Genomic DNA, 25,346 nt, shown 5'->3' with positions numbered 1-25,346 from the left:
TATCTGTCAGACGATGGTCAGGGTGACGTCGATGTTGCCGCGGGTGGCGTTGGAGTACGGGCAGACGATGTGCGCGCGATCCACCAGGGTTTGTGCGGCGTCGCGATCCAGGCCGGGCAGGCTGATGCGTAGTTCCACTTCGATGCCGAAGCCGGTGGGGATGGCGCCGATGCCGACGGTGCCTTCGATGAAGGTGTCAGCCGGGATGCTCAGCTTGTCGCGGGCGGCGACGAATTTCAGGGCGCCGAGGAAGCAGGCGGAGTAGCCGGCGGCGAACAGTTGTTCCGGGTTGGTGCCGTTACCGCCGGCGCCACCGAGTTCTTTCGGGGTGGTCAGGGCGATGTCGAGGATGCCGTCGGAGGACACTGCGCGGCCTTCACGGCCACCAAAGGCTTCAGCGGTTGCACGGTAGAGAACGTTTTCGATAGTCATGGCGGTGATCCTTTTAGGTAATGTGGTGATGGATTGGTTCGCTAATGTCTTGTGCGCCAACCGTTTCCATGGAGCGAACTGTAATGCGCAAAATATTAGCGCGCAAGATAAATATAAGGATCTTTTCGCTATATGCCTTAACGTTATTGGAATAAGGCTCGGAAGCCCGCGTCTCGGTTGTGCGTATGGCCGTTGGTTCTGACGCAGCTTATGCGTCGTCTGCTACCTGATCGGCTGTCTGGCGCGCCATCTGTGGTAGGCTGTAGCGATTTTCACCGGTCCGTCGTTCGACAGGAGTGTTCATGTCCCTGACCCGTATTTCCATTGCTCTGGCGCTCACGCTGGGCAGTAGCGTCACGCTGGCTGCCGACCCCGATCAGGTCATTCGTCAGTCACTGAAGTCGCTCGACGCCAGCCTGCCGATCGAGGCCATTGCCGAGAGTCCGATGACCGGCATTTATCAGGTGCAACTGGAAGGTGGTCGCCAGCTCTATACCAGCGCTGATGGGCAGTTCCTGCTGCAGGGCTATCTGTTCCAGGTCAAGGACGGCAAGGCCGTCAACCTGACCGAAATCGAAGAGAGCCGCGCCGTGGCCAAGCAGATCAACGCCATTCCAGCCAAGGAAATGGTGGTGTTCGCGCCCAAGGCGCCGAAGACCCATATCACGGTCTTCACCGATACCGACTGCGGCTATTGTCAGAAGCTGCACAGCGAAGTGCCTGAACTCAACCGCCTGGGCGTCGAAGTGCGTTATGTCGCCTTTCCGCGGCAGGGGCTGAACAGCCCGGCGGCCAAGGAGCTGGTCAGCGTCTGGTGCGCCAAGGACCAGCAGGACGCGATGAATCGCGCCAAGACTCGCAAGGGTGTAGCCGATGCGACCTGCGACAACCCGGTGGCCAAGCAGTATCAGTTGGGTCAGATGATCGGGGTCAACGGCACCCCAGCCATCGTCCTGGCCAACGGCAAGATGATTCCGGGCTATCAGCCGGCACCGCAGCTGGCCAAAATTGCCCTGGAATCTAACTAAGAACCTGTCCACGACCTGCTGCGCGTCGGCTCTGCTGCGTTAAAAACAGGCTCGGAATGCTCATTTACACTTCGTAAACTGCGCTTCCTCGCCTGTTTTTGCCTTGCATAGCTCTAGCTCGCGAGCTCGTGAAAAGGTTCTGTGCGCCGTGGATTGACTAACAAACAGCCGCTTCGTAAGGTGCGGCTCTTTATCTGCGGCCGGGGCATGCTCCGGCCGTTTCGTGCAGTGCTGATGGGGAATTGAGTGTGAAGCCGGTCAAAGTGGGCATCTGTGGGTTGGGCACCGTCGGTGGCGGTACTTTGAATGTACTCAAGCGCAATGCCGAGGAGATTACTCGGCGCGCCGGTCGCGGCATCGAGATTGCCCAGATCGCCATTCGCTCGCCCAAGCCGCAGTACGACACCACCGGCATTGCCATGACCAGCGATGTGTTCGAGCTGGTCAACAACCCCGAGATCGACATCGTCATCGAGCTGATCGGCGGCTACACCTTGGCCAAGGAACTGGTGCTCAAGGCCATCGAGAATGGCAAGCACGTGGTTACCGCCAACAAGGCGCTGATCGCCGTGCACGGTAACGAGATCTTCGCCAAGGCGCGCGAGAAGGGCGTTATCGTCGCTTTCGAAGCTGCCGTCGCTGGCGGTATTCCAGTGATCAAGGCCATCCGCGAAGGTCTGTCTGCCAACCGCATCAACTGGCTGGCCGGCATCATCAACGGTACCGGCAACTTCATCCTTACCGAAATGCGCGAGAAGGGCCGTGCCTTCGAGGACGTGCTCAAGGAAGCGCAGGCGCTGGGTTATGCCGAAGCCGATCCTACCTTCGACGTCGAGGGCATCGATGCCGCGCACAAGCTGACCATCCTGGCCTCCATCGCTTTCGGCATTCCGCTGCAGTTCGACAAGGCCTACACCGAGGGCATCACCAAGCTGACCACTGCTGACGTGAACTATGCTGAGGCTCTGGGCTATCGCATCAAGCATCTGGGTGTCGCGCGTCGTACCGACGCCGGTATCGAGCTGCGCGTGCACCCGACGCTGATTCCGGCCGACCGTCTGATCGCCAACGTCAACGGCGTGATGAATGCGGTAATGGTCAATGGCGATGCGGTTGGTAGCACGTTGTATTACGGTGCCGGTGCCGGCATGGAGCCGACCGCATCAGCGGTGGTGGCCGACCTGGTGGACGTGGTGCGTGCGCTGACCACCGACCCGACCAATCGCGTGCCGCACCTGGCCTTCCAGCCGGACTCGCTGTCCGATCACCCGATCCTGCCGATCGAGGCGTGTGAGAGCGCTTACTACCTGCGCATCCAGGCCAAGGATCATCCGGGCGTGCTGGCGCAGGTGGCGAGCATCCTCTCCGAGCGTGGCATCAACATCGAGTCGATCATGCAGAAGGAAGCCGAGGAGCAGGACGGCCTGGTACCGATGATCCTCGTGACCCATCGTGTGGTCGAGGCGCGTATCATCGAGGCCATCGCCGCCATGGAAGCGCTGGATGGCGTGACCTCGCCGGTCATGCGTCTGCGCGTCGAACAGCTCAACTAATCCCGTGTCCACCCGCAGGCACAGGTCTGCGGGTGCAGTCGAACGAAGGTTTATCCCATGCGCTATATCAGTACTCGCGGCCAGGCGCCGGCCCTGAATTTCGAAGATGTGCTGCTGGCTGGCCTGGCCAGCGATGGCGGCCTCTACGTGCCGGAAAATCTGCCGCGCTTCACCGTCGAGGAGATCGCTTCCTGGGCTGGGCTGCCGTATCACGAGCTGGCCTTTCGGGTGATGCGCCCGTTCGTTGCCGGCTCCATCGCCGATGCCGATTTCAAGAAGATCCTCGAAGAAACCTACGGCGTGTTCGAGCACAACGCGGTCGCGCCGCTGCGCCAGCTCAATGGCAATGAGTGGGTGCTGGAGCTGTTCCACGGCCCGACCCTGGCGTTCAAGGACTTCGCCCTGCAGCTGCTCGGCCGTCTGCTCGATCATGTGCTGGCCAAGCGCGGCGAGCGCGTGGTGATCATGGGTGCCACCTCCGGTGATACCGGCTCGGCGGCTATCGAGGGCTGCAAGGCCTGCGACAACGTCGACATCTTCATCATGCACCCGCACAACCGGGTGTCCGAAGTGCAGCGCCGGCAGATGACCACCATCCTCGGTGAGAACATCCACAACATCGCCATCGAAGGTAACTTCGACGACTGCCAGGAGATGGTCAAGGCCAGCTTCGCCGATCAGGGTTTCCTGAAAGGTACGCGCCTGGTGGCGGTCAACTCGATCAACTGGGCGCGGATCATGGCCCAGATCGTCTACTACTTCCACGCAGCCCTGCAGCTCGGCGGGCCGGCGCGTTCGGTAGCTTTCTCGGTGCCGACCGGCAACTTCGGCGACATCTTCGCCGGCTACCTGGCGCGCAACATGGGCCTGCCGGTCAGCCAGTTGATCGTCGCCACCAACCGCAACGACATCCTGCACCGCTTCATGAGCGGCAATCAGTACGTCAAGGAAACCCTGCATCCGACCCTGTCGCCGTCGATGGACATCATGGTCTCGTCCAATTTCGAGCGTCTGCTGTTCGATCTGCACGGCCGCAACGGCGCTGCCATCGCCAGCCTGATGGACAACTTCAAGCAGGGCGGCGGTTTCAGCGTCGAGGAAGATCGCTGGACCGAGGCGCGCAAGCTGTTCGATTCGCTGGCGGTGAACGACGAGCAGACCTGCGAAACCATCACCGAGGTGTACAAGGAGTGCGGCGAGCTGCTCGACCCGCACACCGCTATCGGTGTGCGCGCCGCGCGTGAGTGCCGTCGCAGTCTGGCCACGCCAATGGTGGTGCTGGGCACTGCGCACCCGGTCAAGTTCCCCGAGGCGGTGGAGAAGGCCGGTATCGATGCGGTTCCGGCGTTGCCGGCGCACCTGACCGACCTGTTCCAGCGTGAAGAGCGTTGCACGGTGCTGGCCAATGACCTGAAGACCGTGCAGCAGTTCGTTGCCGCTCACGGCAATCGCGGCAAACCGCTCTGAGGCTGTCGCTTCGATAAAACCGGCGCCCTCGTGGCGCCGGTTTTGTTTACAGAGCGAAAATCAGGCCGGCTAGCGCCATCAGGATGATCAGCGTCACCCAGATCAGTGCGTTGAGGCGACTGGCGCGGACCACGCCAGCGCCACGCAGATGTACCGGCGGGTCGTTCTCCAGGTACTGATTGATGCGGCGTTCGGCCTCTTGCTGGTCGTTTGCCAGATACTCACTCAGCAGGTCGATGGCGGCCTGGCGTTGGCCGGCATGCACGAGCTGGCGTACCGCGGGTGGTAGTTCGTTCATGGCGCTGCCTGTCTCTCGGGTTGACGGGTTCAGGGTCACAACTGCGACCCGGTTCGCGCTTTTCTCCGTGCGCAACGGAAGCGTCTGCGGTTTAATTCGACACCTCGCGAATGGAAGCGTTTTGCCCGAATCATGGATGAGCCTGGTGCCTACCCTCTCTATCTCTCCCATTCCTCTCTTCATTCTTCGGCTTCGTGCCGAGGATGATCTGTGCGCGTCGATCTGACGAACGGCATCACATTTATCACATGTAATTGCTTTACGGTTTACATGTAAGGGGCTAGGCTGCGTCTCATGGATAGCAAATCATCAGCCCATTACCAGCGTCTTTATCGTCAGCGCCTGCGCGAGCAGGGCTTGGTGAAGAAGGAAGTCTGGATCTTGCCCGAGCATGCGCCGCTGCTGGTAGCGTTCGAGCGCAAACTGCGCCAGCCACAGTCACTGCTGGCTTCGATGGAGAAGGAGGAGGGTATGAACATGCCTCAAGTTTGGACCGCCCAGGCGCTGCATGAAGCCCTGGCGGCAACGGAACTGTTCCAAAGCGGCCAGGCCGGCATCGAGCTGATTCAGGGCGCCGACGCCAGCCTGCACATCACCATGCGCGAATACGGCGACCTGCCGCTGTTCATCGCCGTGTTCGGCGAGCAGATCATCGTCGAAGCGCTGCTCTGGCCGGCGAGCGATGTGCGCGACGCCACTGCCTTCAACGAAGAAGTGCTGCGTACCCACAAGCTGTTCCCGCTGTCGTCCATCGGCCTGGAGAAGATGGTCGACGGGCGCGACTGCTACACCATGTTCGGTGCGCTGAGTTCCTACTCGAGCCTGTCAGACGTGGTGTTCGAGATCGAGCTGCTGGCGGACAACGTGATCAAGGCCACCGAAGCCTACGAAGGCTTCCTCAAGACCGGCGCCTGAGAGGAGATAGGACGATGAATGTCTGGAGCAAACTGCTGACGGCGCTGCGTGGCGGTGCCAATGAAATGGGCGAAGCGGTGGTCGACAGCCAGGCGCTGCGCATCCTCGATCAGGAAATCCGCGACGCCGATCTCGAGCTGCGTAAGTCCAAGGAAGCGCTGGCCGAGATCATGGCCAAGCACAAGCTGGCCAGCGACAAGGTGAGCAAGAGCGCGGCCAGCATTGCCGAGTACGAGCAGTACGCGCTCAAGGCGCTGGAAGCGGGCAACGAGACCCTGGCCAAGGAAGTGGCCGAGAAGATCGCCAACCTGGAAATCGAACAGGCCAGCGAGCGCGAGCAGGCCGAAGGGTTCGCTGCCAGCGTGGCGCAACTGCGCAAGGCCGTGACCCAGGCCGAGGGCAATATCAAGCGTCTCAAGCAGCAGGTGGATACGGTCAAGGCCACCGAGAGCGTGCAGAAGGCGCAGATGGCCGTAGCCCAGCGCTATGGCGGCTCGCAGGCCAAGCTGCAGACAGCGGTCGAGTCGCTCGAACGCATCAAGCAGAAACAGGCCGAGCGCGCGGCGAAGATGGAGGCCTCGGCCGAGCTGGCAGCCACCAGCGCGCCGGACGATTCGCTGGAAGCCAAGCTGCGTGCGGCCGGCATCAAGGCCGACAACGCCAGCGCCGACAGCGTGCTGGCGCGCCTGAAGGACAAGTCCAAGGCTTGAATGGTGCGGGGCGTTCGCGCCCCGTTTCCCTACCTTAGGGAAAGGAAAAAATGGAACTCTTCCTGCAGACAGCGCTGTCATTCCCCACCGCCATCTACAGCTTCCTGCTGTGCGTGGCGGTCATCTATTGGCTCGTCGTCGCCGCCGGCCTGCTCGAAGTCGACCTGCTCGACATCGAAGCCGATTCGGTCATGGAAGGCGGCCAGACCGAAGGCCTTGCCGGCCTGCTCTACAAACTCAAGCTCGACGGCGTGCCAGTGACCCTGGTGCTGACGCTGCTGTTCTTCTTCGGCTGGTTCATCTGCTATTTCATCGAGCTGTGGCTGCTGCGCCATCTGCCGCTGGGCATTCTGCGCTACCCGTTGGGGCTGGTGATCATCGCCGGCGCCTTCGTCGTGGCGGCGCCGTTGTGCGCGGCGATCTGCCGGCCACTACGGCCGCTGTTTCACAAGGTCGAGGCGATCAGCAGCAAGTCGGTGCTGGGGCAAGTGGCGGTGGTGCGCAGCGGTCGCGTCACTGCCCGCCATGGCGAGGCGGTTCTGGAGGACGGCGGCGCCGGGCTGATTCTGCGCGTACGCGCCGATGAGGCGCTGGGTTTCAAGCGTGGCGACCGTGTGGTGCTGCTGGAATACCTGGCTGCCGAACACGCCTACCGCGTCATTACCGAAGAAGAGTTTCGCGGCGTCTAGCCACAATCGCTACGTAACAGACGACTGGCAGGGTAAGGCATCGCCAAACCTGCCTGCACAATTAGCAAAGGAGTAAAGCTGTAATGGAAAACTTCATTCCCTTCATCGTCGGGGCGGGGCTGGTCGTCCTCTTCGTGATCGCCTTGATCGCTCTGTTCAAGGCCTTCTACATCAAGGTTCCGCAGGGCACCGCGCTGATCGTCAACGACATGAGCTCGACGCCCAAGGTGCACTTCACCGGCTCCCTGGTGTACCCGGTGATCCACCTCAAGGAATTCATGAAGATCTCCCTGATCACCCTGGAAGTCGACCGCCGCGCCAAGGACGGGCTGATCTGCCGCGACAACATGCGCGCCGACATCACCGTGGCCTTCTACCTGCGCGTCAACGAGACCCAGGAGGACGTGCTCAAGGTGGCCAAGGCCATCGGTGTGGATCGTGCCTCCGATCGTGCTGCGGTCAACGAACTGTTCAACGCCAAGTTCTCCGAAGCCCTGAAGACCGTGGGCAAGCAGTTCGATTTCGTCGAGCTGTTCGAGAATCGTCAGGACTTCCGTGATCGCATCGTCGAAGTGATCGGCAACGACCTGAACGGTTACGTGCTGGAAGACGTGGCCATCGACTACCTGGAGCAAACCTCCAAGGCGTCGCTGGACCCGAGCAACATTCTCGACGCCGAAGGTATCCGCAAGATTACCGAGCTGACTGCCGCGCAGAACGTCATCACCAACGAACTGGAGCGCAACGAAGAGCTGGCGATCAAGAAGAAGAACGTCGAAACACGCGAAGCGACCTTGTCGCTGGAACGCCAGCAGGCCGATGCCGAAGCGCGCCAGAAGCGTGAGATCGAAACCATCCGTGCCCGTGAGGAAGCGGAAACCCTCAAGGTACGCGAGGAAGAGCGCCTGAAGGCCGAGCAGGCCCGCATCCAGACCCAGCAGGAGCTGGACATCCGCGCCGAAAACCACCAGCGCGAAGTGGAAGTGGCTCAGCAGAATCGCCAGCGTGCCGTGGTCATCGAGGTGGAGAAGGTCACCCGTGCCAAGGACCTGGAGGTGGTGTCCCGCGAGCGCGAGGTCGAGCTGCAGCGCATCGAGAAGGAAAAGGCGCTGGAAGAAGAGCGCAAGAACATCGCCGCCGTGGTGCGCGAGCGCGTGGCGGTCGAGAAGACCGTGGCCCAGGAAGAAGAGCGCATCAAGGAAGTGCGTGAAGTGTCCGAGGCCGAGCGCCTCAAGCAGGTCACCGTTCTCAATGCGCAGGCCGAGGCCGAGCAGGAGCTGGTGCGCCAGGTCAAGCAGGCCGAAGCCGACGAGACTCGTTCCAAGCACAAGGCCGTGGAAATCAACACCCTGGCCCAGGCCGAGCTGGAAGCAGCCGCCAAGAGCGCCGAAGCCAAGAAGAAACTGGCCGAAGGCATCGAAGCCGAGCGCGCCGCACCTGGCCTGGCCGATGCGCGTGTGCGTGAAGTCACCGCTGCAGCGAAAGAGAAGGAAGGTCTGGCCGAAGCCCGCGTACAGGCCGAGCGCCTGATCGCCGAAGCCAAGGGCGAGCAGGAAAAAGGTCTGGCGCTGGCGCGTGTCACCGAAGCGCAGGCTGCCGCCAAGGAAAAAGACGGCCTGGCCGACGCCAAGGTGCTGGAAGAGAAGCTGGGCGCCCAGGCGCGCGGCGAAGAGCAACTCGGCACCGCCAAGGCCAAGGCCACCCAGGACCTGGGTATGGCCGAGGCGCAGGTGCTGCTGGAGCGTCTGAACGCCGAGGCGGAAGGCCTGGGCAAGAAGTTCGGCGCGCTGGATGCGCTCAGCGACAACGCCCGTGCCCACGAAGAGTTCCGCATGCAGCTGGAGAAGAGCTTCGAGGAGGCCATGGCCGCCATCGCCGCCAACAAGGACATCGCCAAGGATCAGGCCGAGGTGCTGGCCACTGCGCTGGGCAAGGCGAAGATCGAGATCGTCGGCGGCGAGGGCGACTTCTTCAACTCCTTCGCCAAGTCGCTGTCGGTGGGCAAGGCCATCGAAGGCGTGGTCGGCAAGAGCCCGGTGGTGCAGGACGTGCTGTCGCGTCTGCTGGCCGGCAAAGCCGCCGCTGCCGCACCGGTGAACGCGCCGAGCGCAGGCCCGGAGCAGGCCTGAGGCCTTAATCGTGGGCGGCTGAAGTGCCGCCCACGCTATCTACCTTTCGATCAACCGGGGAATATGCGATGGCAGAGTCAAGAGACTATCTGGAGATGACCTTCCGCTCGATCCAGTGCTTCAGCAACGATGGTCGTCTGGACGCGCAGGAGCTCAAGAGCCTGCTGGAGATCGCCGAGCGCGACGGCGTGATCGACGACAACGAAGTACGGGTGCTGCGCAAGATCATTGCCCACGTTCGCCCCGAAGAGATCGACGCGGCGCTGCGCGACAAGATCGCCATCGTCGAGAAGAAGATCGGCGCCTGACTTGCCGGGTGGGGTCGCCCATCCGCCGCACACCAGATTGCCGCGGCCTGATCTTCGCCGCGCAAGCGCCACCCGCATTCCCAGTCCCCTTGCCTGGCTGAACAGGCGCGGGGCTGAAGGCCGCCTATCCAGGAAGAACACGATGTCGGACGCACAAACACAGGACGTATTGGACAAGGCCGTCGCCGAAGGCGGCGCCTACGAGGTGCTGCACAAGCGCCTGCAGGAGCAGGGGCAGCGCCTGCGCGGGCTGACCGAAGCGCTCAATGGCCAGCGTCTGGCCGAGTTTGGCAGCAGCCATATGGAAGCCATCGGTCGGGTACGCATCCGCACCGAGAACAACTGCATCGCCCGCGATATCGTCCAGGTCGGTGAGTGCCTGCTGTTCGGTTACAACGTGTTCATCGGCCTGAAGAAGGAAACCAGCGTCGCTGACGTATTCTCTCTCTACCGCCTGGTCGAGGGTGGCGAAGGCTTTGAGGCCGAGTCGGTGCCTCTGGACGGTAGCTTCCTGGCCCAGGCCAGTTTCATCGCCGACTTCAACGAGCTGTACACCTACTACAAGAACACCCGCCTGCTGCAGCTGGCCATCCGCGACGGCAAGCTGCTGGCGAGCTTCCAGATCGGCGAGCGGATCAGCGACATCCGCGTGTTCCGCTGGTCGATCTCCACGGACGGCAAGGACGTCCGCTACATCGACAACCGCGGCGAGCGCGATATCGCGCTGCCGGCGCCGTTCGACTTCGAGTGGCAGAAGACCTCGCGTGAAATGGTGGTCAGCGGCCGTCATCCGCACATGAACATCCTCGACACCGTGTTCGTCGAGACTATCGGTGGCGACCTCACCATCAAGGTCGAGAACAACACCCAGGACGGCCTGGGCATCTACCGCGAAGCGGTGGTGGACAAGACCCAGTCGCTGGATGATGCGCAGATCGAATACGCCCGCCTGGGCAGCCTGATCCTGCTGAAGATCCTGCCGTACCGCGAGGAGCAGTGGCGCTACCTGGTGTTCAACAGCCTGACCAACCAGGTCGAGCGCATCGACGCCATCGGCCTGGCCTGCGTGCAGTTGCCGGAAGACCACGGCATCATCTTCCCCGGCGGCTATTACCTGCAGAGCGGCGAATACAAGACCTTCGAACAGCCCATGGGCGGCATGCGCTTCAAGCGCTCGGTGCGCTCGCCCAACGGCGAGGATGTGCAGTACATCTTCTACCACCCGGAAGAAGGCCGCTCGGCGCTGTTCACCTACAACATGATCAACCGCCAACTGCATAACCCGATCTTCGGTCACGGTTACGCGCGCCTGGAAGACGGGCGCATGGTGATCTTCTCTGCCGAGGGCAGCGAGCCGACCCGCATCCACCCCATGCAGATCTGGCAGACACCGTTCGAGAGTGACGATTACGCCGCCCGTCAGCCGGCGCGCAGCGGCTTCTTCGGGCGTATCGGCAATGCCGAATTGGTGCGTGGCGTGTCCGACCTGCTCAATCTCAGCCGCGAGATCGACAGCCGCGAAGTGTCGGTGGCGCGCTACACCCAGCTATGCCAGAACACCCGTCGTCTGTTCGACGTCTACCACTGGCTGGGCGATGCCCAGTGTGCCGAGCTGGCGCCGCTGCTGCGTGAAATCGGTGCCACCGGCGAGCTGGTGCTCGACGAATTCGAGAAGGTCGAGAGCATCCGCCAGCAGTCTGCCCGCGCCATGGCCGAGGCCGAGACGCAGCAGAAGAGCCTGCTCTCCGGCCTGCTGGTCGACAGCTTTGACGAGGTGCAGCACTTCGTCGAGGCGCTGGGCGCCATCACCGCGCAGCGCGGCCAGTTGCTGACCATCCGCGATTACCGCTACATCGACGTGGCGCGCATCGACGCCATGGAAGCCGAACTGCTCGAAGCCCAGGAGCGCGTGGCCACGGCCACCTCCGCCTTCCTCGCCAGCGACGCTGCGTTGCAGCCCTATGTGCAGCGCCTGGGTGAGCTGGACGGCCTGGCGCAGAAGGCCGAGAGCGTCACCCAGCTGAACGAGCCGCTGGTCGAGATGCAGGAAATGGCCGGCAACCTCGACATGCTCTCCAGCCTGATGGCGTCGCTGAAGATCGATGATGCCACCCAGCGTACCGCCATCGTCGAGTCGATTTCCGAGGTCTACGCCCACCTCAATCAGGCCAAGGCGCGTGCCGAACAGCGGCGCAAGGGTCTGGGCTCGGCCGAGACCGTGGCGCAGTTCGGCGCCCAGTTCAAACTGTTCAGCCAGGGCATCACCAACGCCCTGGCACTAGCCCAGGACCCGGAGAAATGCGACGAGCAGCTGTCGCGCCTGCTGGTGCAGCTCGAAGAATTGGAAAGCCAGTTCGGCGATCACGAAGAGTTCCTCAGCGACATCCTCGGCAAGCGCGAGGAACTGCTGGAGACCTTCGAGTCGCACAAGCAGAGCCTGCTCGACGACCGCCAGCGCCGCGCCCAGGGCGTGCTCGACGCCGCCCAGCGCATCTTGGACAGCCTGGGCCGGCGCACCGCGCGGCTGACCCAGATGGAGGAGCTCAACGCCTTCTTCGCCGCCGACCCATTGATTCTCAAGCTGCGCGAAATGGCCGAGCGCCTGCGCGAGCTGAAGGATAGCGTCAAGGCCGATGATGTAGAGGCGCGCCTGAAGGCAGCGCGCGACCAGGCGGTGCGCGCCCTGCGTGACAAGAGCGAGCTGTTCGAAGAGGGCGGCAACGTCATCAAGCTCGGCCCGCGCCACCGCTTCAGCGTCAACACCCAGGAACTCGACCTGACCCTGATGCCGCGCGGTGATGCGCTGTACCTGCATCTGACCGGCACCGATTTCCTCGAACCGCTGCGCGACGAGACGCTGGAAGGCTTGCGCGACTTCTGGCAGGTGTCGCTGGAGTCCGAGTCGCCCTCGCTATACCGCGCCGAATACCTCGCCGGCCTGGTGCTCGACGCCGCCGTGGGCGGCCGTGAAGGCCTCACCCTCGATCTGCTCAAGACCCACCTGGCGCAGCCGGAAACCCTGACCCGCTTGATTCGCGACTTCGCCGCGCCGCGCTACAAGGATGCCTACGAGAAGGGTATCCACGACCACGATGCGGCGCTGATCCTCAGCCAGTTGCTGCCGCTGCGCGAAAGCGCCGGGCTGCTGCGTTACGCGCCGGCGGCGCGGGGCTTTGCTGCGCTGTTCTGGAATCGCTGGGGGCAAGACATCGAGGCCGAGCTGTGGCCGGAGCGGGCGCGCAGCAGCCTGCACCTGCGCCAGTTGTTCGGCAGCGACGGCGGCGTGCAACGTCTGCGCGAAGAGATCGATGCGGCCATGCAGCGCTTTCTCGCCCAGCATCCGCTGCCGGTCGACGCCGCACAGCGCCAGGCGGCTGCGGCCTATCTGGTCGAGGAACTGGCGGCCAAGCCGATCGAGTTCAGCTTCAGCAAGTACGCCCGGCAACTGCTCGACACCCTGCAGCAGCGCATGCAGGCCAGCCATGTCTGGGACGACTACCGCGCTGCGCTGGACAACCTGCGTGGCCGCCCGGTGCAGCGCTGGTCGCTGGCGCAGACCTGGTTCGACGGCCTGTGCGCGCAGGACGCCGCCATGGCCGAGCTGGCCGACTACGTGCCCGAAGCGATCGCCGTCAGCCTTCTGGACGAAGAATTTACGCGGCGTTTCACCGAGGTCGATCTGCGTTTTACCGTCAGCGGCCTGCTTGGCGATCATCCGCGTGTGCAGAACGGCACGCTGCTGTTGGCCATCGATGATTACTTCGCGCGCCTGCAGCAGCACCTCGATCACTTCGTGCCGCAGCTGCAGCGCTACCAGGCGCTGCGCCAGGAGGTCATCAACCGCGAGCGCGACGCGCTGCGCCTGAGCGAATTCAAGCCGCGGCCGTTGTCGTCCTTCGTGCGTAACAAGCTGATCAACGACGTTTACCTGGGCTTTATCGGCGACAACCTTGCCAAGCAGATGGGTACCGCTGGCGAGAACAAGCGCACCGACCTGATGGGCCTGCTGATGCTCATCTCGCCGCCCGGCTACGGCAAGACCACGCTGATGGAATACGTGGCGCACCGCCTGGGCCTGATCTTCATGAAGGTCAACGGCCCGGCGCTGGGTCACGAGGTGCGCTCCATCGACCCGGCGCAGGCGCCGGACGCCACCTCGCGCCAGGAGCTGGAGAAGCTCAACCTGGCGCTGGAAATGGGCAACAACGTGATGCTCTATGTCGACGACATTCAGCACACGCATCCCGAGTTCCTGCAGAAGTTCATCTCGCTGTGCGACGGCACGCGGCGCATCGAAGGCGTGTGGAAGGGCAAGACCAAGACCTACGACATGCGCGGCAAGAAGTTCTGTGTGGTGATGAGCGGCAACCCGTACACCGAGTCCGGCGACGTGTTCAAGATTCCCGACATGCTCGCCAACCGCGCCGACATCTACAACCTCGGCGACACCCTGGGCGGCATGCAGGAAGCCTTCGCGCTGAGCTATATCGAGAACAGCCTGACCTCCAACCCGGTGCTGGCGCCGCTGGCCACCCGCGACATGGCTGACGTCTACCGCTTCGTCGCTAAGGCCGAGGGCAAGCCGTTCTCGGCCAACGAGCTGAGCCATACCTACAGCGCCGCCGAGATCAACGAGATTTCCTCGACCCTGCAACGCCTGATGCAGGTGCGCGATGTGGTCGGCCGGGTCAACCAGCAGTACATCGTCAGCGCCGCGCAGGCCGACAGCTACCGTACCGAGCCGCCGTTCAAGCTGCAGGGCAGCTACCGCAATATGAACAAGATGGCCGAGAAGATCAGCTCGGTGATGAACGATGCCGAGCTGCTGCAACTGATCGCTGACCACTACCAGGGCGAGTCGCAGCTGCTCACCACCGGCGCCGAGGAGAACCTGCTCAAACTCGCCGAGCTGCGCGGCAACCAGACGCCCGAGCAGGCCGAGCGCTGGACGCAGATCAAGCGCGACTTCATGCGCAACAAGGCCATGGGCGGCAGCGACAGCGATGTCGGTGGTCGCGTGGTGGCGCAGCTCAACGACCTGGTCGAGAGTGTTCGCGGCCTGGGGGCCGGCGGTAAGCCGGCCAGTGAGGCGCCGAGCATTCCCTGGGAACAGTTGCTGGCTGGGCTGGACAAGCTTGGCGAGCTGCGCCCGCAGGTGGAGGTGGTTGCGCCGCCGCAGCCGGGCACGCAAAAATTGCTCGAAAGCCTGGCCGATAGCCTGGAAAACAGCTTTCTGCCGCTGATCAAGGCGATGGACAAGAAGATCGACATCGATTTGCGCACCCACAACCGCATGTTGGAAATCTCCACCCAACTGCGTGACCTCGGCACGTTGCTCGGCCATGAGCGGCGCAGCGATGCCGCGGACGACGAGGCGCCGTGAGGCGAGGCTGGCTGATCGAGCTTCGCCCGCTGATCGTGATCAGCGGTGCGATGCTGCTGGTGCAAGTGGTCAATGGCGCCCTGGGCGGCGCCTTGAATCTCTGGGGCCTGGTGCCCCGGCATATCGAGGCGCTGCCCGGCATCCTCCTCGCGCCCTGGCTGCATGGCAGTTGGGCGCATCTGCTCAGCAACCTCAGCGGTCTGTTGGTGCTCGGCAGCTTGGTGCTGCTGCGCTCACGGCGCGATTTCTTCTTCGCCAGCGCCTTCATCATCATCGGCAGCGGAGTTCTGGTCTGGCTGTTCGGCCGCACCGGTCTGCACGTTGGCGCCAGCGGCTGGCTGTTCGGCTTCTGGGGACTGCTGCTGGCGCGGGCCTGGTTCGAGCGCAGCCTGCTCGACCTGTTGCTGGCGGCACTGGTGTTCTTCCTCTATGGCGGCTGGTTCTTCGGCCTGCTGCCGCGTGCCAGTGTTTCCTTCGAATACCACTTGGCGGGGGCTTTTTGCGGTGTGCTTTACGCCGCCCTGAGCCGCCGCCGTAATCAATGACGCAAGGGAATCTGCATGGATTTCAACCGACTCGACCAAACCCTGCGCGACAGCCTCGCCGATCTGCGCCTGAGCAACGAGGAGCGCGATGAGCTGCGTGAGCTGGGCAACGACCTCAGCCCGGATCAGGTGCGCTTCATGCGCAACCGCGCCTTCGCGCTGGTGCGTGAGCTGATCCTGAGCCCCGAGGACGCGCTGCAGGCGCTGAAGTGGCTGGAGCAGGTGATCAAGACCCTGGAAGTGCGCTGTTCGCCGGTGCGTGATCACAGCAGTGCGCATTTCAGCCCCGGCGAGAGTTGCCGCCAGCGCATCCGCGACCTGTGCCGCCAGGCGCGCGTCAGCGTGGACATCTGCGTCTACACCATCTCCGACGATCAGCTCAGCGAGGAGGTGCTCGCCTGTCACGCGCGTGGCGTCGCCGTGCGGGTGATCAGCGACAATGAAAAACAGTTCGATGCCGGCAGCGACATCCAATGGCTCAAGGACAAGGGCGTGCCACTGCGCATCGACGCCGGGCCATTCCACATGCACCACAAGTTCGCCCTGTTCGATGGCCGTCTGCTGCTCAACGGCAGCTTCAACTGGACGCGCAGCGCCACCACCAGCAACGAGGAAAACCTGCTGGTGACCGACGACCCGCATCTGGTGGCCGAATACCGGCGCGAGTTCGACAAGCTCTGGGCCCGTTACGCAGGTAACTGATGGATCATCCTCACGCCCGCCAACTGCTCGGCTTCTATCGCAGCTGCTACCTGGCCGACAGCCGCGACCTGGATCTGGACAACCTGAGCAAGCTTCCCGCCAGCCGCTGGGCCTGGCTCGATGGGCGCGAGGAGCTGGCCAGCGGCGGCATACCGCTGTTGCCATTGTCCGCCGAGTTGGGCCGCAGCCTGGCCGAGGCGCAGGCGCTGTATCAACGCGAACTGCAACTGATCTACGGCGTGCTGCCGATCTGCGGTCGCCTGCAACTCGATAGCGGCGCCTCGCAGGTGATCTGCGGGCCGCTGTTCTATTACGAGGCCAGCCTGCAGGCGACGGCCGACGGCCAGAGTCAGCTGCTTGCCATCGATCCGCAGCAGGTGCGAGCTAACTGGCGCTTGCTGCGCCGTGTGTTCGATGAGGGCAGCAATGACAGCCTCGACGGGCTGCCGCTGCCGACCGGCACGCTGGACGCCGCCTCCCTGGGGCAATTGCTGGCCTGGGTAGCGCGCAACACGCAAGTGGGCGAAGTCAGTGAGGCGGCGGGGTTCCCGCAGCTGGCAGATGCCGAGACCTTGGCCAAGGCTCAGCGTCGTCGCAGCCTGTCGCTACAGGCCGGCGCCTTCGTCGCCCTGGTGCCGCGCGGCAGCGGCAGTCGCGGTATCGCCCATGAGCTGCAGCTGCTGCAGGAGGCCGAGCAGCTTTCGCCCGCCTTGTTGCAGCTACTCGGTGAAGTGCCTGCCTTGCAGTCCACGGGCTCCATCAGCGCGCCGCAGCGCCTGCCGGCGCAACTCAGCGCGGCCCAATGCCGGGCGTTGGCCAATGCCGCGCGCTATCCGCTGAGCCAGGTTTCCGGCCCGCCCGGTACCGGCAAGAGCTACAGCCTGGCGGCCCTTGCGCTGGATCGCTACCTGCAGGGCGAGAGCGTGCTGCTGGTCAGCCGCAGCGTACAGGCGGTGCGGGTCATCGCGCACAAGCTGCGCGAGGATTTCGGCCTGCGCGACGGCGTGCTCGAAGGCGATGGCCAGAGCCTGCGCCAGGCCCTGCGCGAACGCTTGCAGCGCATGCTGCAGGGCGAGATTCCGGAGGTCTCCGAGCAGCTCGAGGCGCGTCAGCGCAGCGAACTGGAGGTGCTGACCCAGGCCGAGCGGCGCCTCTCGACAGACTTCCGCAAGCGCTGCGAACAGGCCGTGCGCTGGAGTCGCCTGCTGTTGCGTGCCGAGCGCGGCAGCCTGGCCTTCTGGCAACGCTGGCTGCAGGTGCCCTGGGTGCGCAAACGGGTTGGCGCCAGCGTGCGCCCCTGGGCCCTGCTGGACGAACTGCGCGACAGCCAGCGGCGCCGCCAACTGCTCAGTCGCGAGCACCTCAACAGCCATCGCAGCCTGGCGCTCAAGCGCCTGTTGATGACCGACCGTGGGCTGTTCGTGCGCTACAACCAGGCCATCCGCGCGCGTAATTCGCAGCGCCAACTGGCCCTGTTCGAGGATATCGACCCGGCGCGCCTGCTCGCTGCCTTCCCGATCTGGGTGGTGACGCTGGACGAGCTGCACCGGCTGTTGCCGCTGCGCCCGGAACTGTTCGACGTAATGGTGATGGACGAGGCGACCCAGTGCGACATCGCTTCGGCGCTGCCGGCCTTCCAGCGCTGCAAACGCGCCGTGGTGACCGGCGACGCACGTCAGCTGTGGCACATCTCCTTCCTTTCCCGCGTACGCGAAACGCAACTGCTGCAGCGCGCCGGCCTGCAGGCCGAGGAGCGCGAGGCCTGGAGCTACCGAGACAACAGCGTGCTGGATCTGGTCGGCCTGCAACTGGCCAGCCAGGAGGCCGTGGTGTTTCTTGACGAGCACTTTCGCAGCCGCCCGGCGCTGATTCGCTTCAGTAACGAGCTGTTCTACGACCAGCGCCTGCGAGTGATGAAGGAGCGTCCTGGTGCTGAGGCCTGCGACAGCCTGCAACTGCTGCGTATCGAAGGGCAGCGCGGGCGTAATGGGGTCAACGAGGCGGAAGTGGAGCGCGTACTGGCGCTGATCACGGCGTATCTGGCCGAGTACCAGAGCAGCCCGCTCAAGCCCAGCATCGGCGTGCTGTCGCCGTTTCGTGATCAGGTCGAACGCATCCGCGCGCGCATCGGCGAAACCCTGCCGCTGGAGCAGTTGCGCGAGTTCCGCCTGCTGGTGGATACGCCCTACGGCTTCCAGGGTGAGGAGCGCGACCTGATGATCCTCAGTTTCGCCATCGATAGAGAGTCGAGTCAGGCTGCGGCCTACCTGAACCGTGCCGACCTGTTCAACGTCGCCATCACCCGGGCCCGTGAGCGACAGGTGCTGCTATTCAGCGGCGACGAGCGCCAGTTGCCGGCCACGCACCTGCTACGTCGTTATCTGGAGTACCTCGAAAAGCCCGGCGCGCTCTGGCAGCCCGGCGCCACCGACGCGGCGCGGCAGACCCTGTGCGAAGCACTGCAGGCCCAGGGCGTCAGCGTCTGGAATCACTATCCGCTGGCTGGCCAGGTGCTGGATCTGTTCTGCCGCCGTGGCGACAAATGCCTGGCCATCGACCTGATCGGCTTTCCGGGGCAGGGCGAGGGCTTCCTCGAGCTGGAGCGCTATCTGGTACTGACGCGCGCCGGCCTGGAAACCCTGCCGCTGAGCTACGGCCTCTGGCACGAGGCGCCGCAGCAGGTGTTGGAGGCGATACTGGCGCGCCTCTGACGGGTGCTTCAAGCAGCCGCGGGGCGCGGCCAGAAGTCATCGCTCGTGAGTCTGTCGAGCAGTCGGTGATTCAGCGCGATGGCCACTTCATCCTCGGTTTCCTGCAGTTTCGTCAGCAGCTTGTCGAGTGCCTGCTCTGCGTCGAGCAGGTCCATGTAGCTCAGATGTTCCACTGCATGCTCGAGGTGATCCTGCTCGACCAGCACTTGCAGCCATTCCGATGCAACGCTGTGATCGGTTTGGATGTTGGCACGCAGTGCGAGCGCTTGCTCAAGACGACCGAGTCGCAGGTAGGCAATGGCCAGACCCTCCTGCAACAGGGCCAGGTCGTATTCATCCAGCGCCTCGTTCAGTTCGACATTTTGCAGCTTGAGATGCACGGCATTCAGTAGAGCGTGCGCGTCGTCCAGGCGCCCCAGGCGCTGTAGCAGCAGAGCGCGTTGCTTGAGGTTGAGCATCTGGTTGTACATCGGTTGGCGGTCGGTAAGACGCTGCATTTCCTCCAGCGCCCGGCGCAGCTCGTAGCTGTTGCGCTGGCGCTCGGGCTGGCTGAGCTGAATCTCCAGTCGCGACTCGATCACGAACAGGCGCAGCTGGTCACGTTCCTCTCCGTCAGGCAGGGCTTCGACGCGCTGCTCGGCCTGGTCGAGCAGGCAGGCGGCGGCTTCGGCGTGGCTCTGCCGATAGAGCTTCCAGAGTGACAGGCATAGATCGATGCGCAGGGCTTCGTGGCGCGCCATCCGCTCAATATCCTGTTGCACGCCGTCGGCCTTGCCGTGATCGAAACGCCATCTGAGCAGACGTAGAAGCAGCCGTTCTTGCACGCTCTCATCCGCCGCGGCGATGAGTTCTTCGGCCTCCTGCAGGTAGCCGCGCTGCAGCAGCGTATCGAGCAGTAGTTCGTAGGGGGCGCTGCGCCACAGAATATCGAGGCGTTCGATCTGCTCGATGGCCTGCTCGAATAGGCCGGCTTCGATCAGCGCGGCAATGAACGGATTGTCGCGCTCAAGCCTGAGCGTCGCGGCGCTTTCCAGCAGGCGCTGGATATCGCCCAGGCGAGCCAGCTCGCCTGCGTACAGGTCCAGACCCAGCATGTTCTGCGCATCGGCGCTTTGTTTGAGCGTCCAGAACTGTTCCAGACTGCGGCGGGCCCCCTCACGATCGCCCTGTTCGCGTTGCTGGCGAGCGAGATCCAGCCATTGCAGTTCGGAAAGTTGCCCGCTGCCAAGCAGGTCTTCCAGGGTTTCACGGGCCTCGTCCGATTTACCTTGAGCGGCCAGCAGGCTCGCGCGCAATAGCGGCTCCTCTGGCAGTTCCTCGCCGAGCTGCTCAAGCACGGCGACGGCCTCTCCGGCTCGCCCGGCGTCGACCAGCTCCTGAAGTAGCGTGATCAATGCCTGCTGGCGGTGATGGCTGTCCAGGCGCGAACGCAGCGCCTGTGCCTCATCCCGTCGATGCAGGTGCCAGAGCGTTGCATAAAGAGGGGCGTTGACGACCTGCCAGGCGTCGCCCTCTAGGCGTGCGGCCAGTTGCAGCGCCAGCTCCGGCGCGAGCATGCGCAGCATGGCGATGCGGTTGACCTGGGCGACCTCGGTCAGCGTCAGTTGCGCAGGGGTTCCGACAATGGCCAGGCGAGGCTCTGGTCCTCCATCTGCTGGCGACGCCAGCACGGCGCCGACGATGATCGCCAATATCGACGCGACTAAAAGAATCGCGAAAACTTCCATGAAACCTCCTTGTGGCACGCTTTCCCTTGGGGCATCCGTCATGAACGGCCCGGCGTAGCGCTTTATACGGATCACCCCTCATGCTGACAACCGCGCGCAGCGCCATTTGCCAAACCGTTCATTCCTGCGTCGGCATCGAGGTAGCGATTCACGGTAGACTTGCGCTCTTTCGACCAGCCAAGAAGCCCGCCATGGCCCTGCCATCGACCACCTACAAGATCGAGCTCAACCTCACCGACATGGATCGCAGCGTCTACGAGAACCTGCGTTTCACCGTCGCGCGCCACCCCTCGGAAACCGAAGAACGCCTGGCCGCGCGGTTGATCGCCTATGCGCTGTTCTATCACGAGCAACTGGCGTTCGGCCGTGGCCTGTCGGATGTCGACGAGCCGGCATTGTGGGAAAAGAGCCTGGACGATCGCGTGTTGCACTGGATCGAGGTCGGCCAGCCGGACAGCGAGCGCATCACCTGGTGCTCGCGGCGTACCGAGAAGTTCAGCCTGGTGGCCTACGGCAACCTGCGGGTGTGGCAGACCAAGTGTCTCGATCCGGTGCGCAGCCTGAAGAACATCAACGTGGTCGCCCTGGGGCAGGAGGCACTGGCCGACCTCGCTCTGGATCTGCCGCGTTCGCTGTCCTGGAGCGTGATGATCAGCGATGGCGAACTGTTCGTCACCGACGAGCGTGGCCAGCACGAGATTCCGCTGGAGTGGCTGGCTGGCGAACGCGGAGCTTGATGAGTAGCGTAGGGTGGACGACGCTCTTTTCGTCCACCACAAGTGCGCAAGGTGGACGGATGAAGCGTCGTCCACCCTACGAATCTGGCCGGCGAGCGTTGAAGCCGTAGCCCGGATTGCATCCGGGCTACGGTTCAGTTCCCTCTCCCCTTGGGGAGAGGGCTAGGGAGAGGGGGATCGGCGACTCGGTGTTGCTGGATGAACCCTCTCCCCCAGCCCCTCTCCCATAAATGGGAGAGGGGAGACAAACCCCGTCTCACCTGAAATAGACCCAACATGCGTATCGAAGCCCGTCCCCTACCCACGCAACTGCCTGACCTGGGCAACCTGCCGCCGCTGCTCACCCGTCTTTACGCTGCCCGTGGCGTGCAGTCCGCCGAGGAGCTGGACAAGGGCCTGGCGCGGCTGATCCCCTACCCGCAGCTCAAGGGTATCGACGCCGCCGTCGAGCTGCTGGTCGAGGCGCTGGCGCAGCGCCAGCGCATCCTGATTGTCGGCGACTTCGATGCCGACGGCGCCACCGCCAGTTCGGTCGGCGTGCTTGGCCTGCGCCTGCTCGGCGCGGCGCACGTGGATTATCTGGTACCGAACCGCTTCGAATACGGCTACGGCCTGACCCCGGAAATCGTCGCCGTGGCGCTGGAGCGTCAGCCCGACCTGCTGCTGACCGTGGACAACGGCATCTCCAGCGTCGATGGCGTGGCCGCGGCCAAGACGGCTGGGCTCAAGGTGCTGGTCACCGACCACCACCTGCCGGGCCCGGAGCTGCCCGCGGCCGACGCTATCGTCAACCCCAACCAGCCGGGCTGCGATTTCCCGAGCAAGGCCATGGCCGGCGTCGGCGTGATGTTCTACGTGCTGCTGGCGTTGCGCGCGCGCCTGCGCGAGACCGGCTGGTTCGCCAGCCGTGCGGAGCCGAATCTGGGCGAGCTGCTCGACCTGGTAGCTTTGGGCAGCGTGGCCGACGTGGTGCCGCTGGATGCCAACAACCGCATCCTGGTGCACCAGGGCCTGGCGCGCATTCGTGCCGGCCGCGCGCGGCCGGGCCTGCGGGCGATACTCGAAGTGGCTGGGCGCGATCATCGCCGCATCACTTCCACCGACCTGGGCTTCATCCTTGGTCCACGGTTGAATGCGGCCGGGCGCCTGGATGATATGAGCCTTGGCATCGAATGCCTGCTCTGCGACGACGAGGCGCTGGCCCGCGACATGGCGGTGCAGCTCGATCAGCTCAACCAGGATCGCAAGGCCATCGAGCAGGGCATGCAGCGCGAGGCGCTGGCCCAGCTCAAGGATCTGTCACTGGACGACATGCCGTTCGGCCTCTGCCTGTTCGAGCCGGACTGGCATCAGGGTGTGATCGGCATTCTCGCCTCGCGCCTCAAGGAGCGTTACCACCGCCCGGCCATCGCCTTCGCCGATGCGGGTGAGGGCATGCTCAAGGGCTCAGCGCGATCGGTGCCGGGGCTGCATATCCGTGATGCGCTGGACGCAGTGGCCGCGCGCCATCCGGGGCTGATCAGCAAGTTCGGCGGGCATGCCATGGCTGCCGGCCTGTCGTTGCCGGAGGCCAACTTCGGCGCCTTCGCCGCCGCCTTCGACGCCGAGGTGCGGCGTCAGCTCTGCGAGGACGACCTGACCGGACGCCTGCTGTCCGACGGCCAGCTCGACGCCACCGAGTTCCACTTGGAGCTGGCCCGTGCCCTGCGCAACGCCGGCCCCTGGGGCCAGCATTTCCCCGAGCCGCTGTTCCATGGCGTGTTCCAGATCCTCAATCAGCGCATCGTCGGCGAGCGTCATCTGAAACTGGTGCTCAAGACCGAATGCGGTAGCGTGCAGCTCGACGGTATCGCCTTCAACATCGACCGCGACGTCTGGCCCAACCCCACGCTGCGCTGGGCCGAGCTGGCCTACAAGCTCGACCTCAACGAGTTCCGTGGCAACGAAACGGTACAGCTGATGGTGGCGCATATCGCCCCGCGCTGACGCGGGGCAGTTCGTTAGCTAATCCGCCAATGTGGCCAGTACTTGACGCAGGCGTTCGCGGTTTTCCTGCGAGCAGGGCAGTATCGGCGCGCGTACCTCGTCGTGGGTCAGTTCCAGCAAGGCCAGGGCCGCCTTTACGGCTGCCGGGTTGGCTTCGCTGAACGCCGCCTGCATCCAGGGCAAAAGACGGTAGTGCAACTGCCGGGCGCCCTGCAGATCGCCTTGAGCCACACGCTGCTGCATCTCCACGTAAAGATCGGCGCGAATATGCGCCGATGCCGAGATGGCACCCGCGCCACCCAGGCACAGGGAATTGAAGATCTGCACGTCCTCGCCGGCCAGCACCTGTACCTGGCCATCGGTGATCAGCGCCATGGTGGTTTCGGCATCGCCCGCGCAGTCCTTGATGGCCTGGATATTGGGATGGCGCACGATGCGTCGCAGCGTCTCGCGCTCGATGCGCACGCCGGTGCGGTAGGGAATGTCATAGAGCACCAGCGGCACCTCGGCGGCGTCGGCCAGCGTGGTGAAGAAGTGCTCCAATCCTGCCTGCGACGGACGGATGTAGTAAGGCGCCGGTACCAGCAGGCCGGCCAGCGGACGGCGCTGGATTTCCCGTTGCAGGTCGAGCAAAGCACTCAGCTGGTTACCGGCCAGGCCCATGATCACGCGCTCTGCCGGTACGCGTTGGAGTACCGCATCCAGCACCGTCAACTGCTCGGTCTGGCTCAGTGCGGCGGCTTCGCCAGTGGTGCCGCAGACCACGAAACCCGCGACACTGTCCTCCAGCAGCTTGGCCGTCAGCCGGTCGAGGCTGGCGAAATCGATCTCGCCGTTATGAAAGGGGGTGACCAGCGCCACCCAGATACCTTGAAAAGCGGACATGCGAAACTCCTTGCGACTGACCGTCTTGGTCGCCGTCAGGGAGGGTGCGGGATACGAGCGGGAGGGGGATCTTCAACCTGGCGCTTGTCCTGTCAGCCCATCTGACGGGACAGCACGCCCCGGTCAAATGAGCGACTGTTTCTTGGATTTCTTGGCAACGACGACGCACGCGCACTGGCAGGTCATGGAACCTGGGAGCAGTGCTTGGTGGTCGAAGGTGGCGTACATGCAGGGCAGCCCGTTGCCTGAATCGTCCGGCGATGGTGCTTGGACGCTGGCGCGGCTGTCAAGCGGCCCCGGCGGTAATATCTGGAAGCATTCGGTTAGCTGCCGGGCCAATGGCCGAGGCCTACACTCGGCGAGATTTCCTCAGGAGAATGCGCGATGAATACCCGTGGCTTACTCGATCAACTGCTCAAATCCGGTCAGGACCTGCTGCAACAGAAAGGCGCTGGCGGAGCCTCTTCCGGGCTGGGTGGCACGCTGGGTGGCCTGCTCGGCGGTGGCGCGGGCAAGAGCGGCGGCAGTGACCTCGGCTCGATGCTCAAGGGCGCCGGTGGCGGCGCTGCGCTGGCCATGCTGCTGGGCAACAAGCGGGTGCGCAAGGTCGGCGGCAAGGTGGCGGTCTATGGCGGCCTGGCCGCGCTTGGCGTGCTGGCCTACAAGGCCTACGGCAACTGGCAGGCGCAACAGGCCCAGCAGGGCGGGGCGCAGCCGGTCGAGCCGCAGACGCTCGATCGCCTGCCGGCGCCGCAGGCCGAGCAGCACAGCCACGCCATTCTCAAGGCCCTGGTGGCGGCGGCCAAGGCCGATGGCCATGTCGATGATCGCGAGCGTCAGCTGATCGAAGAGGAACTGGGCAAGCTGGCGCAGGACGCCGAGTTGCAGGCCTGGCTGCACACCGAACTGAACAAGCCGCTGGACCCGGCCGATGTCGCGCGTGCTGCCACCACGCCGGAAATGGCCGCGGAAATGTACCTGGCCAGCGTGCTGATGGTGGACGAGGAGCACTTCATGGAGCGTGCCTACCTCGAAGAGCTGGCGCGCCAGCTGCAGTTGCCGCCGGCGCTCAAGAGCGAGCTGGAGGCACAGGTGCGGGTCGAGTTGCAGCGCGTTTAGACGAAAAGATCATTCATTCTCG

Annotated in this window: 19 protein-coding genes; 15 read left to right on the top strand and 4 right to left on the bottom strand. The window is 64.0% G+C overall.

Features of this window, described 5'->3' with window-relative positions:
* Nucleotides 1–6: 6 nt before the first annotated feature.
* Nucleotides 7–432 (bottom strand): organic hydroperoxide resistance protein, encoded by a 426-nt coding sequence (locus B2U07_RS07765; protein WP_106735689.1) that lies wholly within the window; start codon nucleotides 430–432, stop codon nucleotides 7–9.
* 302 nt (nucleotides 433–734) lie between these two features.
* Between B2U07_RS07765 and B2U07_RS07760 the strand changes: the two genes are divergently transcribed.
* The 3 genes from B2U07_RS07760 (at nucleotide 735) to thrC (ending at nucleotide 4,480) form a co-directional block, all read left to right on the top strand.
* Nucleotides 735–1,460, top strand: a complete 726-nt coding sequence (locus B2U07_RS07760; RefSeq protein WP_275545933.1) for a thioredoxin fold domain-containing protein — start codon at nucleotides 735–737, stop codon at nucleotides 1,458–1,460.
* Between the two features lie 248 nt (nucleotides 1,461–1,708).
* Entirely contained in the window at nucleotides 1,709–3,013 is a 1,305-nt protein-coding gene (locus B2U07_RS07755) for a homoserine dehydrogenase (RefSeq protein ID WP_197856303.1), read from the top strand.
* 57 nt (nucleotides 3,014–3,070) lie between these two features.
* The gene (thrC, locus tag B2U07_RS07750; RefSeq protein WP_275545932.1) at nucleotides 3,071–4,480 is read left to right on the top strand and encodes a threonine synthase; all 1,410 of its coding nucleotides are present in this window, start codon (nucleotides 3,071–3,073) and stop codon (nucleotides 4,478–4,480) included.
* A 46-nt stretch (nucleotides 4,481–4,526) separates the two neighbouring features.
* Here thrC and B2U07_RS07745 read toward each other — a convergent pair whose 3' ends face one another.
* Nucleotides 4,527–4,778 carry a hypothetical protein gene (locus B2U07_RS07745; protein ID WP_275545931.1) on the bottom strand — a complete coding sequence of 84 codons (252 nt, stop codon included), beginning with the start codon at nucleotides 4,776–4,778 and terminating at the stop codon, nucleotides 4,527–4,529.
* Between the two features lie 294 nt (nucleotides 4,779–5,072).
* Between B2U07_RS07745 and B2U07_RS07740 the strand changes: the two genes are divergently transcribed.
* The 9 genes from B2U07_RS07740 (at nucleotide 5,073) to B2U07_RS07700 (ending at nucleotide 18,870) form a co-directional block, all read left to right on the top strand.
* Nucleotides 5,073–5,693, top strand: coding sequence for a YjfI family protein (locus B2U07_RS07740; protein ID WP_275545930.1), 621 nt, complete (start codon nucleotides 5,073–5,075; stop codon nucleotides 5,691–5,693).
* A 14-nt stretch (nucleotides 5,694–5,707) separates the two neighbouring features.
* The gene (locus B2U07_RS07735) at nucleotides 5,708–6,403 is read left to right on the top strand and encodes a PspA/IM30 family protein (RefSeq protein WP_197856299.1); all 696 of its coding nucleotides are present in this window, start codon (nucleotides 5,708–5,710) and stop codon (nucleotides 6,401–6,403) included.
* Nucleotides 6,404–6,453: 50 nt separating this feature from the next.
* Nucleotides 6,454–7,092 (top strand): OB-fold-containig protein, encoded by a 639-nt coding sequence (locus B2U07_RS07730; protein WP_275545929.1) that lies wholly within the window; start codon nucleotides 6,454–6,456, stop codon nucleotides 7,090–7,092.
* A gap of 83 nt (nucleotides 7,093–7,175) precedes the next feature.
* Nucleotides 7,176–9,221, top strand: coding sequence for a flotillin family protein (locus B2U07_RS07725; protein ID WP_275545928.1), 2,046 nt, complete (start codon nucleotides 7,176–7,178; stop codon nucleotides 9,219–9,221).
* 68 nt (nucleotides 9,222–9,289) lie between these two features.
* The gene (locus B2U07_RS07720) at nucleotides 9,290–9,529 is read left to right on the top strand and encodes a hypothetical protein (protein WP_275545927.1); all 240 of its coding nucleotides are present in this window, start codon (nucleotides 9,290–9,292) and stop codon (nucleotides 9,527–9,529) included.
* Nucleotides 9,530–9,671: 142 nt separating this feature from the next.
* A complete protein-coding gene (locus tag B2U07_RS07715; protein ID WP_296276700.1) occupies nucleotides 9,672–14,912 on the top strand; it encodes a DNA repair ATPase in 5,241 nt (1,746 codons plus the stop codon).
* Complete coding sequence (locus B2U07_RS07710) at nucleotides 14,909–15,457, top strand: rhomboid family intramembrane serine protease (protein WP_296276698.1); 549 nt, start codon at nucleotides 14,909–14,911, stop codon at nucleotides 15,455–15,457. The genes B2U07_RS07715 and B2U07_RS07710 overlap by 4 nt, the downstream gene beginning before the upstream one ends.
* A gap of 15 nt (nucleotides 15,458–15,472) precedes the next feature.
* Nucleotides 15,473–16,159 (top strand): phospholipase D-like domain-containing protein, encoded by a 687-nt coding sequence (locus B2U07_RS07705; protein ID WP_197856294.1) that lies wholly within the window; start codon nucleotides 15,473–15,475, stop codon nucleotides 16,157–16,159.
* A complete protein-coding gene (locus B2U07_RS07700) occupies nucleotides 16,159–18,870 on the top strand; it encodes a DEAD/DEAH box helicase (protein ID WP_296276695.1) in 2,712 nt (903 codons plus the stop codon). Before B2U07_RS07705 ends, B2U07_RS07700 begins: the two co-directional genes overlap by 1 nt.
* Nucleotides 18,871–18,878: 8 nt before the next feature.
* On the opposite strand, the gene B2U07_RS07695 is transcribed toward B2U07_RS07700, so the two are convergent.
* The gene (locus tag B2U07_RS07695) at nucleotides 18,879–20,597 is read right to left on the bottom strand and encodes a hypothetical protein (protein ID WP_275545922.1); all 1,719 of its coding nucleotides are present in this window, start codon (nucleotides 20,595–20,597) and stop codon (nucleotides 18,879–18,881) included.
* A 191-nt stretch (nucleotides 20,598–20,788) separates the two neighbouring features.
* On the opposite strand from B2U07_RS07695, the gene B2U07_RS07690 reads away from it, so the two are divergent.
* Nucleotides 20,789–21,334, top strand: coding sequence for a YaeQ family protein (locus tag B2U07_RS07690; RefSeq protein ID WP_275545921.1), 546 nt, complete (start codon nucleotides 20,789–20,791; stop codon nucleotides 21,332–21,334).
* 276 nt (nucleotides 21,335–21,610) lie between these two features.
* A complete protein-coding gene (gene recJ, locus B2U07_RS07685; RefSeq protein ID WP_275545920.1) occupies nucleotides 21,611–23,320 on the top strand; it encodes a single-stranded-DNA-specific exonuclease RecJ in 1,710 nt (569 codons plus the stop codon).
* Nucleotides 23,321–23,338: 18 nt separating this feature from the next.
* Here recJ and dapA read toward each other — a convergent pair whose 3' ends face one another.
* A complete protein-coding gene (gene dapA, locus B2U07_RS07680) occupies nucleotides 23,339–24,205 on the bottom strand; it encodes a 4-hydroxy-tetrahydrodipicolinate synthase (protein WP_275545919.1) in 867 nt (288 codons plus the stop codon).
* Nucleotides 24,206–24,589: 384 nt separating this feature from the next.
* Here dapA and B2U07_RS07675 point away from each other — a divergent pair, with 384 nt between their 5' ends.
* The gene (locus B2U07_RS07675) at nucleotides 24,590–25,324 is read left to right on the top strand and encodes a tellurite resistance TerB family protein (RefSeq protein WP_197856289.1); all 735 of its coding nucleotides are present in this window, start codon (nucleotides 24,590–24,592) and stop codon (nucleotides 25,322–25,324) included.
* Nucleotides 25,325–25,346 lie beyond the last annotated feature (22 nt).

Origin of the sequence: Pseudomonas sp. UBA7530 (genome assembly GCF_002479365.1) — a bacterium.
Lineage (GTDB): Bacteria > Pseudomonadota > Gammaproteobacteria > Pseudomonadales > Pseudomonadaceae > Aquipseudomonas.
Note: the sequence above shows the minus strand (reverse complement) of the source record. Positions and strands in the feature narration are given on the sequence as shown.

Bases quoted from the DNA above. Each gene is read 5' to 3' on its own strand.
- B2U07_RS07740 (WP_275545930.1), top strand. From the start codon at position 5,073: ATGGATAGCAAATCATCAGCCCATTACCAGCGTCTTTATCGTCAGCGC.
- B2U07_RS07690 (WP_275545921.1), top strand. From the start codon at position 20,789: ATGGCCCTGCCATCGACCACCTACAAGATCGAGCTCAACCTCACCGAC.
- B2U07_RS07760 (WP_275545933.1), top strand. From the start codon at position 735: ATGTCCCTGACCCGTATTTCCATTGCTCTGGCGCTCACGCTGGGCAGT.
- B2U07_RS07735 (WP_197856299.1), top strand. From the start codon at position 5,708: ATGAATGTCTGGAGCAAACTGCTGACGGCGCTGCGTGGCGGTGCCAAT.
- B2U07_RS07745 (WP_275545931.1), bottom strand. From the start codon at position 4,778: ATGAACGAACTACCACCCGCGGTACGCCAGCTCGTGCATGCCGGCCAA.
- B2U07_RS07730 (WP_275545929.1), top strand. From the start codon at position 6,454: ATGGAACTCTTCCTGCAGACAGCGCTGTCATTCCCCACCGCCATCTAC.
- B2U07_RS07720 (WP_275545927.1), top strand. From the start codon at position 9,290: ATGGCAGAGTCAAGAGACTATCTGGAGATGACCTTCCGCTCGATCCAG.
- B2U07_RS07705 (WP_197856294.1), top strand. From the start codon at position 15,473: ATGGATTTCAACCGACTCGACCAAACCCTGCGCGACAGCCTCGCCGAT.
- B2U07_RS07675 (WP_197856289.1), top strand. From the start codon at position 24,590: ATGAATACCCGTGGCTTACTCGATCAACTGCTCAAATCCGGTCAGGAC.
- recJ (WP_275545920.1), top strand. From the start codon at position 21,611: ATGCGTATCGAAGCCCGTCCCCTACCCACGCAACTGCCTGACCTGGGC.
- B2U07_RS07695 (WP_275545922.1), bottom strand. From the start codon at position 20,597: ATGGAAGTTTTCGCGATTCTTTTAGTCGCGTCGATATTGGCGATCATC.
- B2U07_RS07700 (WP_296276695.1), top strand. From the start codon at position 16,159: ATGGATCATCCTCACGCCCGCCAACTGCTCGGCTTCTATCGCAGCTGC.
- thrC (WP_275545932.1), top strand. From the start codon at position 3,071: ATGCGCTATATCAGTACTCGCGGCCAGGCGCCGGCCCTGAATTTCGAA.
- B2U07_RS07765 (WP_106735689.1), bottom strand. From the start codon at position 432: ATGACTATCGAAAACGTTCTCTACCGTGCAACCGCTGAAGCCTTTGGT.
- dapA (WP_275545919.1), bottom strand. From the start codon at position 24,205: ATGTCCGCTTTTCAAGGTATCTGGGTGGCGCTGGTCACCCCCTTTCAT.
- B2U07_RS07715 (WP_296276700.1), top strand. From the start codon at position 9,672: ATGTCGGACGCACAAACACAGGACGTATTGGACAAGGCCGTCGCCGAA.
- B2U07_RS07725 (WP_275545928.1), top strand. From the start codon at position 7,176: ATGGAAAACTTCATTCCCTTCATCGTCGGGGCGGGGCTGGTCGTCCTC.